This window comes from Amycolatopsis sp. NPDC031561 (assembly GCF_055580625.1).
Genome location: NZ_JBVILA010000002.1, coordinates 589,261 through 605,804, shown reverse-complemented (window position 1 = coordinate 605,804; position 16,544 = coordinate 589,261). Strand labels below are relative to the sequence as shown.

Genomic DNA, 16,544 nt, shown 5'->3' with positions numbered 1-16,544 from the left:
TGCACACAACGTAACCGCCAATGGCTGCCCTTGGAAGGTATTTCGATGGACACGGCACACCCGCTCACCGATCCCGAACGCCATTTCCTCGGCTGTCTCATGTGGATGTCGGCAGACCAGGCACGCCGCCTGCTGACCGGGATGCGCGCCGATGACCTGGCCGACCCCATGGCGACGTTCGTGCTTCAACTGACCATCGAACTCGTCGCCGACGGCCACCCGCCCGCACCGGTCGCGCTGTTCGTCCACGCCGTCCACACCGGCCGCGCCACCGGCGAACACCGTCAGCACCGACTCGGCGGGTGGCTGCGCGAGACCTACAGCGACGTCACACCCGCCCTCGCCGGATGGCTCAAAACCGTCGTCCTCGAGAACGCGTGGCGACGCGCTCTCACTGTGCACGCGCAGCGCCTCATCCAAGCCGCGGAATCCAGCCCCGCCGAGATCGTGCGAGACCTCACCGACAACACCGCCCCCGAGGAGCTGTGGACCCGCTACCGGGACGCCCTCGACACCACCGACGCCACCGTCTCGGACCTCAACGCACACCGAGGAAAGGCCGCCTGATGACCACCACGAACAACACCGGCGCGGAGCTGCTGTCCACGCTGCACGCCGCTCTTACCCGCTACGTCGTTATGCCCTCCGAGCACGCCACCGACGCCGTGGTGCTGTGGATCGCCGCCACACATGCCCAACCGGCATGGGCACACGCGCCCCGGCTGGTCATCCGGGCGCCGGAACGTCGCTGCGGAAAGTCCCGCCTGCTTGACGTTGTCGAGGCGACCAGCCACAACCCGTTGATCACCGTCAACGCCAGTCCTGCCGCCGTCTACCGCTCCATCACCCCGGACCCGCCTGTGCTGCTCGTCGACGAGGCCGACACCATCTTTGGCCCCAAGGCCGACGGGAACGAAGACCTGCGCGGCCTGCTCAACGCTGGACACCAGCGAGGCCGCCCGGCTCTGCGTTACGACGCCGCCAGTTCGACCGTGATCACCATCCCGACCTTCGCGATGGCCGCGCTTGCCGGGATCGGTGCCATGCCCGACACCATCGAGGACCGCGCCGTCGTCGTCCACATGCGACGCCGCGCCGCCGGGGAAAAGGCCGCCGCCTACCGCTCGCGCCGCGACCGTGACCCGTTGCGCGAACTGGCCACCCAGCTCACCGAGTGGCTTCGCGCCGACCTCGCCACGCTCGAACGTGCCGAACCTGCCATGCCTGTCGAGGATCGGGCCGCCGACACCTGGGAACCGCTGATCGCCGTCGCCGACCACGCCGGTGCCGACTGGCCCGAGCGCGCCCGAGCGGCCTCCATCGCCATGACCCAGCAAGCGAACGACACCGGCGAAATGTCGGACAGGATGCGCCTGCTCACCGACTGCCGCACCGCGTTCGGTGACGAACTGGCCCTGCCCACCGCCGAACTGCTCTCCCGCCTGCGGGGCATGCCGGAATCTCCCTGGGGCGAGTACGGACCAACCGGGCTCACCTCCATGAAGATTGGCAGCCTGCTCCGCGAGTACGGCATCCGCTCCGACACCATCCGTTTCCCCGGAAGTGGTCAGGCCAAGGGCTACCGCAAGGCCGACTTCGCCGACGCCTGGACTCGCTACTGCCCCCAGAACAACGACCCGCAGACGGGGGAGCCGTCCCAGCCGTACCAGCCTCATAACACCAGCTCAGACCCGGTACGGCTCGATTCCTGGTACGGCTCAAGCCGTACCACCAAAAAAGCCGTACCACCCCTGGCCAGCGAAAACGAGGCTGGTACGGCTGGTACGGCTCCCCCGCTCCGCGCCGTCAACGGCGACGCCTGAACGACGAAACCAGCCACCCGCCAAGCCCGCTCCGAGGAGACCGCCATGCCCATCGCGCACGCCACCTACAGCCACCACCGCGCGAGGAGAACCCGCCACCATGGCCACCACGAACTGGCTCACAGTCGCCGAGTTTTGCGCCGAGATGAAGATCTCGCGCCGGACGTTCCAGCAATGGCGCGCCACCGGGCGCGGACCTAGCTGCCTGAAACTGCCGAACGGTGATCTCCGTATCCGCCGTTCCGAGTACGAACGCTTTCTGGACATGTGCGAGGAGGCTGCTGCCTGATGGCGACCACACATGACGTCCGAATCTGGACGCTCTACAAGTACGAGGGCAAGCGGAAGACGACGCACCGAGCCCGTTGGGTAGTTGCCGGTGAAAAGTTCGGCGAAAGCTTCGACACGCTTGCTCTCGCCGACAGTTTCCGATCCAAGCTCCTCACCGCCGCCCGTGAGGGAGAAGCGTTCGACACTGAGAGCGGGCTACCGGTCTCGATGCTTCGCGCAACCGAGGTCAAGTCTTGGTTCGTGTTCGCTTGCGAGTACGCGGATATGAAGTGGCCAGAGTCGTCACCCAAGTACCGCGCGTCGCTCGCAGAGTCCTTGATGACCATCACGGTTCCCATGCTCAAGGGGAAACCGCCGTGCGACCCCAAGACCCTGCGAAAGGCCCTCAAGACAGCCTTCAACCTGAACACGCGGAACGCGCCCCAAACCGACGAGGTCCGACAGGCTCTCTCGTTCGCCGCCAAGGCGAGCCGCAACGTTGGCGAGTTGGCGAATGCGGACACGCTGCGAACTGTTCTACGTGCCCTGGATTTGAAGCTGGACGGGAAAAAGGCAGCGACCAACACCGTGCGACTTCGCCGCGTCGCCCTCGGGAACGCAATCGAGTACGCAATGTCGCCCGAACAGAAGCTCCTGACAGCGAATCCGGTTGAGGACGTGAAGATGAAGAAACGAAAGTTCGTTGTCCACGAGGTAGATCCGAAATCCGTCGTGAACCCGATTCAGGGGCGGATGCTCCTTGAAGCGGTCGGCACAGTCGGGAAGCAGGGGCCGCCCCTGGTCGCGTTCTACGGGCTGATGTACTACGCCGCTCTCCGGCCGGAGGAGGTAGCGAGCCTGAACAAGGCCGACCTGTCGCTACCCAAGGAAGGGTGGGGAGATCTTCTCCTCAGAAGGGCACGCCCGGAGATCGGGCAGGAATGGACGGACTCCGGCGAGGCATCCGAAGAGGGACCGCTCAAGCACCGGGCCGAAGAGGAGGAGCGGACGGTGCCGTGCCCGCCTCAGCTCACCGCGCTACTTCACGAGCACCTACGCCAGTTCGGGACCGCGCCCGACGGAAGGCTGTTTCGCGGTGCCCGCGACGGCGGCCGGGTCGGCAGCTCGGTCTACGGCCGGGTGTGGGCGACGGCACGCGAACGAGTCTTCACCGCTGAGGTTGCCGCTGGGCCGCTAGGAAGGCGTCCCTACGACCTTCGCCACGCTGCTGTGTCGACGTGGCTCAACGGCGGTGTGGAGCCCACCCGAGTGGCCAAGTGGGCCGGGCACAGCCTCTCCGTGCTTCTGAGGGTCTACGCCAAGTGCCTCGACGGCGGGGAGCAGGCCGCCCGAGACCGCGTGACCAGGGCCCTTGGCGGCGAGTAGGCCCCGAAACTTTGGCGCGTATTTGGCGTGGCCACCCGCTATCAGCCGCGCAGCGCTGCACACGACTGCACATACAAGATCGGCCCCCTGGTCCTGGTTTCCCAGGTCAGGGGGCCGATCTTGCTGGTGTGGCGAGTGAGGGATTCGAACCCCCGAAGGCGTAGCCGTCTGATTTACAGTCCGCCCCGGAAATGCCCTCCGACCAGCGCGGATACGTCAAAATGGCGTTCCGTAGGGGCACATTAGGGGTCACAAGGGCAATATCGCCGCGACCTGCCTGTAGAACTCGGGCTAGTTGACGTAGCGAGTAACAGATAGAACGGCTGCAACATGACTACGTGAAGTAGTGCGTCACTACTCCACGTAGGTCACCCGTTCGTCGCGACGCACCCGCTGACCGCACTCATACCCCGACCGAGTCATGTTTCAGCCGTAGTTCGGTGACACCTGTGACATAGAGAGAGTGTGGGGAAAGACCTGTCACTCCCGGTGTCACTCCCCTGTCACTCCTCTTTCTGCAGGTCAAAGCCACAGAGTGACAGGAGTGACAGGGGTGACAACTTGGACATGTCCCCCGGTGTCACCCCCGCCACTCCAATGTGGCCGTAGCGCTCCGCGTTACGACCACATCAGCTACTTCTTGCGCTTCTTACCGGCATCGCTGCGCTTTTCGCGCCAACTGCCGTCCTTGTTGCGGTCACGCTCTTGCTCGCCGCCACCCTTGCGCGGCACCTTCGGCACTGGCATTGCTGCTCCTAGCTACTAGGACCTCAGAGCAGCTAGCTACCGTCCAGGATCAACCTGCATCGGCACCTTCGCGTAAGTTCCTAGTGTCACCCGGGTTCCAGACGAAGGCAGCTGCCCAGCTAAAGACGGACGCCTTCGGCTGGTCCCATTCTAGGCGGAAGCCTGAAATATCAACGTTTCTCAGCGGCCGACCGTTACCAGCCGTAGTTCGGTGACACCTGTGACATAGAGAGAGTGTGGGGAAAGACCTGTCACTCCCGGTATCACTCCCCTGTCACTCTTCTTTCCCCAGGTCAAGCGGCATGGAGTGACAGAGTGACAGGGGTGACAGTCTGGACATGTCCCTCCTGTCACTCCCCCTGTAGGCCTAATGTCACCCCGTGGTGGCCCATGGCGGCTTGAGCGGAGTTCCCCAGCTTGTCGTAGCCCCTGTCCAATCTCCGCCCGTCTGGTTTGCCTCGGCCTGCCACACTGGGGCTGTAGTGATCCACGTGCGCAGGAGGGAACCTAGTGACCGACGTAGCGAACACAGGAAGTTGGTTGCACGTCGCCCACATCGTTGCTGCGCCGCCGGACGGATCCGACGTCGGCGAGGTCATCCGCTGGTACCGGAAGCACCACAACATGACCCAGGAGACTGCCGCCAAGGTGCTCAACACCACCCAGTCGCGGTTGTCCAAGTTGGAGAAGGGCGTTCTGTCCTTAAGCCTCGATGAGCTTCGACTTGTGGCGAACAAGTTCGGGATACCACCGGAGCGGCTAGGCGTTCTACCTGATCGTTCTTTCGAGGCGGTACCGAACCCAAAGACTGTCAGCGATTCCCCCGGCGCGGCTCATGCCAGCCAGGAGCGCTGGAAGTCCGTTCGTGCAACTCTGAACAAGAACCGCGCGACGCTTGGCGCGATGGCCTCGGAGCTCTACCCACAGGCGAACAGAGTGCCCAATACGAGTGTGCTCACAAAATCCAGTTGGCTACCTTCGGCACCTGTTGAACTGGGAAAAGTGAATCTACTGTGGCAGCTTGATCCGCCGCCGAAACCGTTTGTTACGGGGCAGGGACCCGAGACAGAACTGGTTCGCCCTTTGGCTGCCGACGGTGAGCGATACCGGAAGTACTCAAGTGCGCTGCGAGACTTGACCCGTCCGAAATTGTTGGACAATCGAGTTAGCTACCGACTGCTTGGCGCCAACTGGGAAGATGGGTGCGGTCAACTTGAGTTTGGCTATACCAGCTACTTCGATGTACTGGACATCGGCGAGGCTGTTGGGCATGAGTTCGCCGAAGCGTGGGTCAATTCTGGTCACCGGCGTCCGAGTCTCGCAGACCTCCGCCTACGGCGCCATATTGCCGATCCGTTCGATCTCTTGGCGCGGCCAATGCTTCCAAGCATCAATACCCTGACAATCAGGCGCGATCCCATCGACGGGCATCGAATGTACCTGCATCAGCGGGACGCGAAGGCTGTTGCTGTGGCAGGCGGAATGTTGCATGTCATCCCAGCTGGTGCGTTTCAGCCAGCCGCACTCGCTCCTCAGTATCAAGCGAATGACTTTTCGATCTGGCGAAATATTCAGCGCGAGTATTCCGAGGAATTTCTTGGAAATCCGGAGCATGACGGAAATTCCGTTGATCCCATTGATTACGAAAATGACGATCCTTTTAAAGAGTTTTCCAAAGCTCGGCAATCGGGAGATTTTCGCGTCTTCGCACTGGCTACCGTACTGGAACCTCTAACGCTCTGGGTCGAGCTCCTTACCGTTGCAGTGATTGAGGCCCCGACCTTTGATCGACTGTTTAAGAATATGGTGGATACCAATGAAGAAGGTTCGGCCGTGAGCACCCAGGCTGGTCAGCCGCTCATTGGAATACCTTTTTCCTCAGATTCTCTGGAGCGGCTAAAAAGCGAACCTCTGTCGCCAATATCTCGGGCATGCATTGAACTGACGTGGCGGCACCGCCAGAACCTTTTGGCAGGCTGAGGCAATGCGCGTACTTGTCACCGGCGGCTCAGGCTTTCTTGGTCGCGCTGTCGTTGCGTCGCTTCAACGGCATGGGCACACCGTGGTCACCATGCAGCGAACGCCCGACGGAGAGTCGTCGGCACAGGGCGACGTCCGCAACCCTGATTCCGTTCGGCGCGCGGTCGCGGACGTCGACGCCGTGTGCCACCTCGCCGGATTGACAAGAGTTCGAGAGTCGTTCGCGCGGCCGGTGGACTACTGGGCCACAAACACGAGCGGCACGATCAACGTGCTAAACGCTTTGGTCGCCACCGCTGAGGACACACCAAAACGCCTGGTCCTGGCATCGACCGCGGCCGTCTATGGCACACCGGACAAGCAACCCATCGACGAGAGTGCAGAGACCGCGCCCAACAGCCCGTATGGCGCTAGCAAGCTCGCGGCAGATCAAGCAGCAGCGGATGCGTGCAGGCTCAACCTAGTCGGAGCTGTCAGCTTGCGTGCGTTCAACATGGCCGGCGCGTCACTGGGAAAGCCTGACTCGGACCGGACACGCCTCATTCCGAAGATCCTTGCCGTCCAAGCTGGCCTGGAATCCCACCTCACGGTCAATGGCGATGGAACCGCCGTCCGCGACTTCGTGCACGTCTTAGACATGGCTGACGCGTTCGCATTGGCTGTTGTTGCGGCTACGCCGGGCAGGTGGCGCGCCTACAACATCGGCGCAGCAAGGGCGAGCGTCGCCGACGTCGTCCGGACTGCGGAAGAGGTGACCGGGCGACCAGTCCCCGTTGATCACCTCCCGCCTGCGGATGAACCGCCAACGCTGGTCGCAGATTCGGGCCGCGCCCGAGTCGAGCTTGGTTGGCAAGCCAAAAAATCGACACTTACGCAGATTGTTCAGGACGGCTGGACGGCTCTGACCAGCTGATATGCCGGTGAGGAATAGTCCGATATGGAATATCCCCGAACCGCTTAGGAACCGCCTACCAAAGTGTCTCCAGCTGCTGTTTTCTTGAGTCATCAAGCAAACAGCAAGCGATTCACGGAGGTGGCAATGGCTAGGAATCGAACACGTTCACTGCTGCTCGGTCTCCCGCTGCTCGGTCAATCGATCGAACCGGGTTTCCAGCCGCGCAAGTGCTCGACTGAGCTCGCTTACCTGGTCCGCGACGGACCGCAAGCTGAGCGGCTCACGTCCTGCTGAGTCGCTTACAAAATGGCCGACACCGACGCGGGAGACCACCCAACCCTCGTCTTGCAGGTGCTTAAGTGCCCGCTGTGCGGTAGCGACTGCAACGCCGTATTCCGTCGCAATCTCTCGCTGACCAGCCAGTTTTGCGCCTGGCGCCAATCGTCCAGCCTTGATTGCGCCCGCAATCTCACCTGCGATGCGCTCGAACGGCGCTCTACCTGCATCACCCGCGTTGACGTCCATGGCGACAGCCTATCGAACTGAACCGACCAGAACTAGTTCACTCAATTGGCCGATTCCCAGCTGAACTAGTCCACCTTAGTCTTAGCTAGTCCACGCAACGAGAGGAACGCCGAACATGAGGCACGCTTTCACCCCCCGCCGCCAGGCCGAAGCCGGGTTCGACGGCATGGACCTGGACTTCGACACCGTGCAGGACGCGGTACCGCATGACGGTTTCGAACTGGACCTCTACCAGTTCGAACTGGACTTCGACGCGCTGATGGAAACCGTCGAGTTCGAGCTGTCAGACGAGGCGATGACCGAGATCTACGCCAACACGTTTGGTGCTCGGAGCCTGGCCCATAAGGCCCGCCTCGACGCACCGAGTGCGTCGCTGCACACCCTGCCCGCCCTCCCGGAGACCGCCACCACCGAAAGGGAGGCCGCGTGATGGCCGCGGTACTGGGTCGACTGTTCGTCCCGGCCGCGTTCGTCTCGCTGTTCTCGGACATGCCCGCTGTGTCCGCCCCGGCCCCGGTGCGGGTGGCGTGGCTGGACACGACGAGGGCCCGGCTTCGCGCGGCAGTCGCCACCGATCACGGGCTGGTGGCTCTGCGGTTAGCGGGGGTCATCAACCGGGAGCGTCACGCGGCGCTCGCCGAGCAGTAAGGCCCCTTCCATGGTCACCGTGTACGTGGACGTGATCGAGGCGGGTCGGGCGTTCGTCATCGCCGATGGCCACCAGGCCCGGGTGGGTCGCGAAGGCGCCCGGTTCTACGTCGAGGACGCCGACACCGAAGAGGTCATCGGCTACGCCCGGTCCTACCGGCAGGCCGCTGCCCGTGTGGCCGCCCGGTTCGGGATCACCGACTACGACGTCGTGATCGACAAGGAATGACCTCCCGGCAGCGTCACTGACGCTGATCTGCCCGATTCTCTTTTCTCGCAACACCTTTCCCGCTTTCCGGTCGGGGCCTTGTGCGCCAAAAAACAGGAGGATTCGCCATGCCCGCTACGTCGCTGCCCACCATCACCGCTCTCGCTGCTGACCTGGTCGAGGGCCGGACCGGTGCGGTGCTGCGCACGGAGATCGTGGAGCCGGTGGTGACCGCGATCATCGCCCGGCACTCCCGCGGCTGGGATGTCGACCGGATCGCGCTGTGGATGGGGAACCTGCCTGATTTGGCCGGTCACCCGGTGGCGCAGCGCTGGTTCATCGCCTACGTCACCGACCTGTGCCACCGACCGGCCGCCACACTCGCCGCCGCCTAGTTTTCCCTGCTCTACCAGCCTGATCGCCCATTGGAAGGGACACGTCGTCATGAACCGCAAGGACCGTGAGGCCGCTGCTCAGCAGGTCAGGACCGCGCACGAGGACGGGGTCTTGGAGCTCGCCGACAGTCTCTCGCCCGAGGACACCAGCGAAGGCGCCCAGTACCTGCGCGACACGGCCGGATCGATCCGCGATCACCGCGAGGCCGAGGCATACCGCGCCGCCCACGGGGTGACACCGCTTCACCTGTCCCCGGCCTTCCCCTATCCCCACGAGCGCACGTGAAGGAGCCGCTATGTCCGCATTGGGCAAGTTAGGGGTCGCGGCGGTGCTGATCGGTGTGGCCGCGTTCGCGGTCGACCAGAAAAGCGACGCGACAGACCAGGGAATCGGCCCGGTCGCGGACATCCCCGCCGCCTACCTCACGCACTACCGGGCCGCGGCCGATACCTGCCCGAAGCTGGACTGGTCACTGCTGGCCGCGATCGGGAAAGTCGAGACCGACCACGGCCGCCTCAACGCCCCCGGGGTCCGTTCCGGCGCCAATTTCGCCGGGGCGAAAGGCCCGATGCAGTTCTTGGGGCCGACGTTCGCCGGGGTGCGGGCCCGGCATCCCGGCATCGGATCGAACGTCTACGACCCGGCGAACGCGATCCCCGCCGCCGCGCACTACCTGTGTGACAGCGGCCTGAAAACCGGGGACACCTACCGCGCGATCTACGCCTACAACCACGCCGGGTGGTACGTGGCGAAAGTCCAGGCCCAAGCCCTGGCCTACCGCCGCGCCGCCTGAGCCCTCACCAGGTTTTCCACCAGCACCACCCGAAGAAAACGCACCACCGCTAGTGCAGCACACCAACCAATTTCCCTTACCAGTAAAGGAAAACCCGTCATGAAGAGCTTCATCTGCTGGACCGCCGTTGTCGTCTTCCTCGCGCTGACCATGGCCGCGATCAACCTGCACGAATACACCATCGCCGTGGTCATGGGCCTGATCGCGTTCGGCGCGATGGTCGCCGCCCCGTCCGGCACGAAGGCCGGTAGCCGCTGACCCCGCCCCGGTCAGGCGGGAACGACTCCCGCCAAGAAGACACCCCGCCTGACCGGGCCCCTTTTACCCGCACCACCACCGCCGCCACGCAGGACAGCGGCACTGTCACGGAAGGATTTGCCATGGTAGCCACCCGCGTGCTCGGCATCCCGCTCACCGCCCGGGTCAACGCCGACATCCCGGTCCGGGTGAACCTCGTCTACGACCCCGCTGACCCGTGGGCACTCACGATGGACGTCGGATCCCCCGGACGGTTCGCTCTCGCACGAAATTGGACCCGTTGGCACTTCAGTAAGGATCTGCTCTCGGCGGGGCTTCACCGGCTCGCCGGGGACGGGGATGTGCGGGTGTTTCCCGACGAGGCCAACGCCGCGGTGTGGGTGGAGCTGTTCTCCCCGTCCGGGCACGCCTACATCGTGTTCGGACGCGCCGACGTCGAGAAGGTGTTGGAGCGCATCGACAACCTGGTCGAACCGGGCACCGAGCACCGTCACGTCGACTGGGACAGCGAGTGGGCGAAGCTCGCCATCGGTTCGGCCGGCACTGGCGAGCCGCGGTGAGCCGCCGGTTCCCGTGGGTCCTGACGACGGTCGCCTGGTCGAGCGATACCGAGTTCACCCGCGGGAACTGGCATGGCAAACCCCTGCTGTCCTACGGCATCGCCGACCGCACCGTGCTGGCCACCCGGCGGCAACTGCGCGCGATGGGCAAACGCCCCGGCGGGCAGGACCCGGTGGCGTTCCTGTACTTCCGGTGCCGCACAGCGGGCAAGCTCGTGTTCGCCGATCTGTATCTGATCGAGAAGGCGAAACCGGTCCGGCCGATGACCCCCGCCCGGTGGGCGGCGCATCACAAGATGATGGCCGCCCGCCGCACCTGCCGCGAATGCCGGGACCTCGGATGGGCCGAGCTGCCCAAAGAGCACCGCACCTGCGAAGCCTGCCTCTACAGCGCCGGACTCGACCCGGACAGCTACCTGCACGACTTCCTGATCGGCACACCGGCCCTCACCGCGGCCGAACACGCCGCCCTCGCCACCAGTCATCTCGGACTGTCCACACCGGACGTTCGTTCCGTCGCCGCCTGAACCACACCACCGTGTTTCCGCGAAAGGATCTCCATGCCCACCGTCAAGCTCGGCCCGGTCCCGGTTCTGCTGGCCGGAGTGACCGCGGTAAGCCTCCTCACCGCTTGCGCCGTCCCCGGCGGTAACAGCCCCAGTGTCCCGGCACGGTCGGCCACACCTACGGCCAACGCCAATCGATGGCTGATCGATCACCTGTCCAGCGAGGAACACGGCCCCGCGCCGTCGAGGACGACCTACCTCGCGTTCTGCGCCCCGTCCGACGCGTTCAACCCCGCGCACGTTCCCGACGACGACGAGCTGGTCCCGGTGGAGATCACCGCCACCGACTTCACCCGGCTGCAAGCGGGTGACCCGTGCCCGGCAGACCCCGGCGACAAGCCGTGAGCGCCTCATCTGCCCGATCGCTGTCTGAACCGCGCACCCCGGATCGTCTCCTGGAGGAAAAGCTCATGTCCTACATCAAGCTCACCGGCCACTACAACGAGCAGGTTCCCGGTGGCGTCTACACCGGTTTCATCAGCTTGACGCTCGGTTTCGGGAACGGCGTCACGGTCGAGTTGCCACTGCCGTTCATGCCGCTGGGCAACAACCTCGGCATCGCCCCGATGGTCGAGCCGGACGGCGACAGTTCGGTCCGGTTCGACTTCACCCGGTGGTCCCCGGTCAGCTACGGCCGCGTTACCGCCCGGTTCCCGTTCAACTTCGACAGCCAGGACATGGCCGTGAAGGTCACCCGCGCTTTCGACGCGGACCCGTCGACGACCTGGAACGACACCCGCGACCAGATCACGGCGTGGCTGCGCGCATGGTGCCCCGGTCGCGGCATCGACACGACCGGCATCGACACAGTCACCGGGGAGGAGTGCTGATCATGAGCGACGCCTACACCAACGAAGTGCTCCGCGAGATCTCTTGCGCGGTCAGCGATTTCGGCCACCGGCTGCGCACGGTGGCCGGTCACGACCGGGACGCGGGGGTGTGCGATCAGGCCGTCCGGGTCGCCGAGCTGCTGGAGAAGCAGGCCCGTCTTTATCGGCGGTTCGCCGACGCGTGGCGACCGGACGAGGACAGCGGCACCGCGGACGCCGAAGGCGGGTCCTGATGTCCGCCTTCGATGTGCTGGAGCGGTTCGGTACCGCCGCCCTGCTGCGGTTCGCCACCGCGGTGGCGCTGTTCCTGCTGCTGCACCTGATCCGGATTCCGCTGGTGGTCGTGGCACGGGTGCTGGAAGGGGTGATGCGCCGCGCGAACGCCTACGCCACCACAGCGGCCACCCGCCCGCCGTCCGGGCCGATCAACCACTTTTTCGCCCACGACAACCACGTCGACAGGGAGCCCCGTCATGCCTGAGGACCCCGGTCCCATCACGGTCACGATGACCACCACCTCCCCGCACCCGCCGTCTGCGCTGTCCACGATCCCGGCCCTGGAGCCGGGAGGGGACCGGACCCGGCTCGACGCCGCGATCGGCTGGACGGTCGGGCACGTCGCCGAGCTGTCCGGGACCACGGTGCCGGTGGTGGTGGGCGCGTTCACCACCGCCTGGCTGGACCTGCTGTCGGTGGCGGTGGCCGCGTGGTGGGCGGTGCACGAGTACCGCGAACACCGTGTGCGGGCCGACATCGCCCGTCACGCCCTGGCCACACACCACGCGGCCGCGGTCGCCGCGGTGCAGGACATGCCCGCCAACGCGGAGGCGGACGTCCCGTGGCGTCGGGACGGGGCCGGGCAGTGAGCCGGGAACTGGCGGACATGTCCGCCGTACCGCGCCCGGGCCGCCGTCGCCCGCCCCGCCCGGCCGGCAGTTTCGCCGCGGCCCGGCATGACCGGCTCGAACAGCGCCAGCGGCGACGCGACCGCCGCGCCACCACCCACCGAGACAAGGGAGAGCAGGGATGAGCCGCTACAGCGAACGACGCGACGCCGACCGTGCCGACCGGCTGGCCCGGTCCGAGGCCGCCCGGCTCGACGCCGCCGCCAGGACCGACCTCGCGGTCGCGACGCTGTCCGCGCGCGGCGACGAACGCCGCAAAGACGAGGCCCTGGCCCAGGAACACCGTGACGCGGCCAAGAAGAAGCGCGCCGCGGCCTGGTCGGCCCGCTGGGCGGCGGTCCGGGCGTGGAGCACCGCGCATGTGGTGGATCTGCTGATCTACCCGCTCGCGGTGGCGTCGGCGGTGATGGCGGTTCCGGCGATGGCGAAGTTCGGCCACGACACCTACGGCACCGCCACCGGCTACCTGCTGCCGCTGCTGTCCGAGTTCGGCATGTGGAGCTTCGCCATCGCGGTCAGCCGGTCGCGCAAGGCGTCGCCGGACAAGCCTGTCGGGTGGTTGCAAGCGGGCATCTGGCTCTCGGCGGCCGCGGCGGTGGTGCTCAACGCCGTGCATGGGCTGACCGGACCGGAACACGACCTCGGCAAGGCCGGGGTGATGGCCATCGTGTCGGTGTTCGGCGTCGCCGCCCACCAGCTACTCACCGCCTCGCCGCGGCGCTCCCGTGCCGAACGGCACTCCCGGGCCGCGGCCCGGGAGTCGGCCCGGATCGCCCGGGCCGCCGACGCGAAGGTCGCCGCCGCCCGGCGGGCAGCGGTGGCGCGGGCGGTGACCGAGATCGACCCGGACGGCACCGCACGGCTGGTGTTCACCCCGGGCCGGTTCACGCTCCGACGCGGTCGGCTCGCACCGGCCGTGATCCCCGGCCTGCCCGTCACCCCGGTCGAACCGGTCGGCGAATCGATCGCCGAGCAGGCCGCCGCGTGGCTGCGCGACGGAGCCGTCCCGACCGACACCGCCACCCCGACTGACCCGCCCAAACCGACCGATCCGCCGGACGGGCAGGGGCCGGTCGGGACGCTCGACCGGCCCTCTGACCTGCATCGGTCGGGGTCGGACCGGCCGACGATCCCGAATCCGAAACGCCGCTCGATGGAGCAGTTGCGGGCGGAACTGGCCGACAAGGTCGCCGCCGGAACGGTCGACCCGACCGTCATCAACTCGATCCGCACCGGCCTGCGAATCAAGGTCGACCGGGCCCGGCAACTGCATCGCGAGTTCAACAGCGACACGAAGTAACCACCCGCTCGGTCGGGTGGGCACCTGATGCGAGATCGGTGCCCGCCCGACCGGACCACCCGCCCGTTTCACCCGCGCGGAAGGACCACCCCTGTGAAGCCCACCGACCCGACCACACCTAACACGACCGACCACAACCCCACGGACCTGGCGACCGTGCACCACCTGCCCGGTGCCGACGACGCGATCGATGGCGAGATCGTCACCGACGAGGAATGGGCGCTGCTGACCTCCCAGCGCGCCCAGCAGCAATGGCGGCACGAGCAGTACCGGCGCGACCTCGCCGTGGTCGCGCACCTCGCCGCCACCGGCGTGCGGGTCGGTGGCCGGGTGACCGGCCATGGTGTCGGGCACGCCGGCCGATTCCTCGCCCGGCACGGCACGTTCGTCCTGCGTGGCGCGGAGTCCGCGCGGCAGCGCCGCAAGGCCGAACGTGGCCAGACCCACGCCCTGGCCGCCCGCGCGGAAGCGCTGGAGAAAGGCGACCTTGCCCAGGTCGCCGAGCTCAACAGGCAGATCCAGGAATCCCGGCACACCGTCGTCGACGTCCTTGACAAGTGGTCGGAGCTGTCCTGGTCGATCACCAAGAAGGTCGCCGCCGGGCTGGGCATCGCCCTGGTGGTGTCGCTGGTGGCGGGCATCGCCAACGGGTTCGGTGGCTGGTTCGGCCAGTGGGGCGTCACCGACGTCCTCAATGGCATCGGCACCGGCCTAAGTGCCATCGGCGACGTCATCGGCTGGCTCGTCACGTTCTGGTGGGTGCTCGCCGCGGCCGGGGCCACGGTGTGGTGTTTCCGGCGGTGGAAGGACGGCACCCGCCTCGGGGAACAGGTTCTCCCGGAGAAGCTGCGCCGCGAGACCGCCACGAGCACCGACTACCAGGAACTCAACGAGTCCACACTGGTCCAGGCACTCGCGAACATCGGCCTGACCAGCCTCAACAACCACATCAAGCAGGGCTGGCCCAACCGTGACTCCGACAACGCGTGGGTGCGGTTCCCGATGGTCGACGGCAAGGGCTACTCGGCGAAACTGCGCCTGCCCCAGGGCGCGTCGGTGGCGAAAGTCAACCAGGCCAAGGAGTTGCTCGCGCACAACCTCGGATGCCGGGCGGTGGAGTTGTTCATCGACGAGGACACCAACGACGCGACCGTGATGGACCTGTTCCGCCTCGACCCCGGGGAGCTGCGCAAGCCCGTCGCCGCGTATCCGTTGCTGCACGAGGGCACCACCGATTACTGGTCGGGTTTCCCGGTCGGCATCAACGCCCGCGCCGATGTCGTGCTGTGCCCGGTGTTCGAACGGAACTTCGTGTTCTCCGGGGCGATGGGGTCGGGCAAGTCCACGCTGGTGCTCGCCCTGCTCGCCGGGGCGGTGCTCGACCCACTGGTCGACATCGACGTGTTCGTGTTCGCCGAGAACGCCGACTACGACCCGCTGGAACCGGTGCTCTCGACGTTCGTCAAGGGCGACACCGCCGCCAACGTCCAAGCGTGCCTGGACCACATCGACACTCTGCACGCCGACCTCTCCACCCGCGGCAAGTTGCTCGCCCAGCACGGGGAACGGGCCGTGACCAGGGAACTCGCCGCGAAGGAACCGAAGTTGCGGCCGCGGATCGTGGTCATCGACGAGTGCCAGAGCTACTTCCGCCAGGACAAACCCGAAGACCGCAAGGCCGTGGTCAACAAGATGGTGAGGTTCTACTCCGCAGCCCGCAAATACGGCATCAACCTGGTGTTCGTCACCCCCAACCCCTCGGACGCGTCCCTGCCGCGGGACCTGATGGCCGTCACCAGCAACCGGGCGTGCGGCGCGATCGGGGACAAGGCCCGCAACAACATCGTCCTCGGGGAGAAGGCCCACGAGAACGGCGTCTCCGCGCTCGGGTTGAAACCCAAGACCAAAGACCAGCTCAACGACACCGGAACCCTGGTCACCGTGGGATTCATGGACACCCCCGGCATCGTCCGCTCCTTCTACAACACCACCGGCGACCTCGCCGCGATCGCCGCCCGCGGCCTGGAACTGCGCGGCGGGCACGTCGTAGTCCTCGAGACCCCGGCGGTCGTGGAACGGGACTGGCTCGCCGACCTCGCGTCGGTGTGCGAGGGCCGCGACAAGGTCAACCTCGCCCACGCCGCGAAGTGGCTCGCCCAGCTCGACCCCACCTACCCGCCGTATCACGGGCTGGACGGCAAAACCCTTGCCGGATGGCTCACCTCCGACGAGGTCGGGGTGCCCGTGACGTTCCCGTCACGGGTCCCCACCGCGACCACGGAGAGTATCCGGAACGCGGTCGCCGGACGGACCGTGTCCGACCGGTGAGTGAGCGCCCGCCGCCGCGCGAAACCCGTCCCTGACGGGGCGTGCGCGGCGGCGGGCACCCCGCTCACTGCAGTCACTCCGCACACATCACCGCTGATCAGGGCACGTGAACGGTCTCACCAGCGG

The 16,544-nt window shown here is 66.2% G+C and carries 23 protein-coding genes; 22 read left to right on the top strand and 1 reads right to left on the bottom strand.

What is annotated here, in order from left to right; translation table 11 throughout:
- The first annotated feature begins 45 nt into the window (after window positions 1–45).
- The 6 genes from ACZ5IK_RS08510 to ACZ5IK_RS08485 all read left to right on the top strand — a co-directional run bounded on the left by ACZ5IK_RS08510 (window position 46) and on the right by ACZ5IK_RS08485 (window position 7,119).
- On the top strand, window positions 46–567 hold the full coding sequence (locus ACZ5IK_RS08510; RefSeq protein ID WP_465487168.1) for a hypothetical protein: 522 nt from the start codon (window positions 46–48) through the stop codon (window positions 565–567).
- Entirely contained in the window at window positions 567–1,823 is a 1,257-nt protein-coding gene (locus ACZ5IK_RS08505) for a DUF3631 domain-containing protein (protein WP_465487167.1), read from the top strand. Before ACZ5IK_RS08510 ends, ACZ5IK_RS08505 begins: the two co-directional genes overlap by 1 nt.
- A gap of 100 nt (window positions 1,824–1,923) precedes the next feature.
- The gene (locus ACZ5IK_RS08500) at window positions 1,924–2,112 is read left to right on the top strand and encodes a helix-turn-helix transcriptional regulator (protein ID WP_240595884.1); all 189 of its coding nucleotides are present in this window, start codon (window positions 1,924–1,926) and stop codon (window positions 2,110–2,112) included.
- Window positions 2,112–3,479, top strand: coding sequence for a tyrosine-type recombinase/integrase (locus ACZ5IK_RS08495; RefSeq protein ID WP_465487166.1), 1,368 nt, complete (start codon window positions 2,112–2,114; stop codon window positions 3,477–3,479). Before ACZ5IK_RS08500 ends, ACZ5IK_RS08495 begins: the two co-directional genes overlap by 1 nt.
- A 1,257-nt stretch (window positions 3,480–4,736) precedes the next feature.
- On the top strand, window positions 4,737–6,206 hold the full coding sequence (locus ACZ5IK_RS08490) for a helix-turn-helix domain-containing protein (RefSeq protein WP_465487165.1): 1,470 nt from the start codon (window positions 4,737–4,739) through the stop codon (window positions 6,204–6,206).
- A 4-nt stretch (window positions 6,207–6,210) separates the two neighbouring features.
- Complete coding sequence (locus ACZ5IK_RS08485) at window positions 6,211–7,119, top strand: NAD-dependent epimerase/dehydratase family protein (RefSeq protein ID WP_465487164.1); 909 nt, start codon at window positions 6,211–6,213, stop codon at window positions 7,117–7,119.
- A 147-nt stretch (window positions 7,120–7,266) separates the two neighbouring features.
- Here ACZ5IK_RS08485 and ACZ5IK_RS08480 read toward each other — a convergent pair whose 3' ends face one another.
- Window positions 7,267–7,626 (bottom strand): GntR family transcriptional regulator, encoded by a 360-nt coding sequence (locus ACZ5IK_RS08480; RefSeq protein ID WP_465487163.1) that lies wholly within the window; start codon window positions 7,624–7,626, stop codon window positions 7,267–7,269.
- Window positions 7,627–7,741: 115 nt separating this feature from the next.
- On the opposite strand from ACZ5IK_RS08480, the gene ACZ5IK_RS08475 reads away from it, so the two are divergent.
- The 16 genes from ACZ5IK_RS08475 (at window position 7,742) to ACZ5IK_RS08400 (ending at window position 16,418) form a co-directional block, all read left to right on the top strand.
- Window positions 7,742–8,056 (top strand): hypothetical protein, encoded by a 315-nt coding sequence (locus tag ACZ5IK_RS08475; RefSeq protein WP_465487162.1) that lies wholly within the window; start codon window positions 7,742–7,744, stop codon window positions 8,054–8,056.
- On the top strand, window positions 8,056–8,274 hold the full coding sequence (locus ACZ5IK_RS08470; RefSeq protein WP_465487161.1) for a hypothetical protein: 219 nt from the start codon (window positions 8,056–8,058) through the stop codon (window positions 8,272–8,274). The genes ACZ5IK_RS08475 and ACZ5IK_RS08470 overlap by 1 nt, the downstream gene beginning before the upstream one ends.
- 10 nt (window positions 8,275–8,284) lie before the next feature.
- Window positions 8,285–8,503 (top strand): hypothetical protein, encoded by a 219-nt coding sequence (locus tag ACZ5IK_RS08465; RefSeq protein ID WP_465487160.1) that lies wholly within the window; start codon window positions 8,285–8,287, stop codon window positions 8,501–8,503.
- A gap of 107 nt (window positions 8,504–8,610) precedes the next feature.
- A complete protein-coding gene (locus ACZ5IK_RS08460) occupies window positions 8,611–8,877 on the top strand; it encodes a hypothetical protein (protein ID WP_465487159.1) in 267 nt (88 codons plus the stop codon).
- A gap of 49 nt (window positions 8,878–8,926) precedes the next feature.
- Entirely contained in the window at window positions 8,927–9,163 is a 237-nt protein-coding gene (locus tag ACZ5IK_RS08455; RefSeq protein WP_465487158.1) for a hypothetical protein, read from the top strand.
- A 10-nt stretch (window positions 9,164–9,173) separates the two neighbouring features.
- Complete coding sequence (locus tag ACZ5IK_RS08450) at window positions 9,174–9,671, top strand: transglycosylase SLT domain-containing protein (RefSeq protein ID WP_465487157.1); 498 nt, start codon at window positions 9,174–9,176, stop codon at window positions 9,669–9,671.
- A 99-nt stretch (window positions 9,672–9,770) separates the two neighbouring features.
- Complete coding sequence (locus tag ACZ5IK_RS08445; RefSeq protein WP_465487156.1) at window positions 9,771–9,929, top strand: hypothetical protein; 159 nt, start codon at window positions 9,771–9,773, stop codon at window positions 9,927–9,929.
- A gap of 122 nt (window positions 9,930–10,051) precedes the next feature.
- Window positions 10,052–10,489: an SsgA family sporulation/cell division regulator gene (locus ACZ5IK_RS08440; protein ID WP_465487155.1), complete on the top strand. Its 438-nt coding sequence runs from the start codon at window positions 10,052–10,054 to the stop codon at window positions 10,487–10,489.
- Complete coding sequence (locus tag ACZ5IK_RS08435; RefSeq protein ID WP_465487154.1) at window positions 10,486–11,016, top strand: RRQRL motif-containing zinc-binding protein; 531 nt, start codon at window positions 10,486–10,488, stop codon at window positions 11,014–11,016. The genes ACZ5IK_RS08440 and ACZ5IK_RS08435 overlap by 4 nt, the downstream gene beginning before the upstream one ends.
- Before the next feature lie 33 nt (window positions 11,017–11,049).
- Window positions 11,050–11,400 carry a hypothetical protein gene (locus ACZ5IK_RS08430; protein WP_465487153.1) on the top strand — a complete coding sequence of 117 codons (351 nt, stop codon included), beginning with the start codon at window positions 11,050–11,052 and terminating at the stop codon, window positions 11,398–11,400.
- A gap of 65 nt (window positions 11,401–11,465) precedes the next feature.
- Complete coding sequence (locus tag ACZ5IK_RS08425) at window positions 11,466–11,885, top strand: hypothetical protein (RefSeq protein ID WP_465487152.1); 420 nt, start codon at window positions 11,466–11,468, stop codon at window positions 11,883–11,885.
- Between the two features lie 2 nt (window positions 11,886–11,887).
- Complete coding sequence (locus tag ACZ5IK_RS08420) at window positions 11,888–12,118, top strand: hypothetical protein (RefSeq protein ID WP_465487151.1); 231 nt, start codon at window positions 11,888–11,890, stop codon at window positions 12,116–12,118.
- Entirely contained in the window at window positions 12,118–12,366 is a 249-nt protein-coding gene (locus tag ACZ5IK_RS08415) for a hypothetical protein (protein WP_465487150.1), read from the top strand. The genes ACZ5IK_RS08420 and ACZ5IK_RS08415 overlap by 1 nt, the downstream gene beginning before the upstream one ends.
- Entirely contained in the window at window positions 12,359–12,751 is a 393-nt protein-coding gene (locus tag ACZ5IK_RS08410; RefSeq protein WP_465487149.1) for a hypothetical protein, read from the top strand. Before ACZ5IK_RS08415 ends, ACZ5IK_RS08410 begins: the two co-directional genes overlap by 8 nt.
- Before the next feature lie 160 nt (window positions 12,752–12,911).
- Window positions 12,912–14,090 carry a hypothetical protein gene (locus ACZ5IK_RS08405; RefSeq protein ID WP_465487148.1) on the top strand — a complete coding sequence of 393 codons (1,179 nt, stop codon included), beginning with the start codon at window positions 12,912–12,914 and terminating at the stop codon, window positions 14,088–14,090.
- Window positions 14,091–14,183: 93 nt separating this feature from the next.
- The gene (locus ACZ5IK_RS08400; RefSeq protein ID WP_465487147.1) at window positions 14,184–16,418 is read left to right on the top strand and encodes an ATP-binding protein; all 2,235 of its coding nucleotides are present in this window, start codon (window positions 14,184–14,186) and stop codon (window positions 16,416–16,418) included.
- Window positions 16,419–16,544 lie beyond the last annotated feature (126 nt).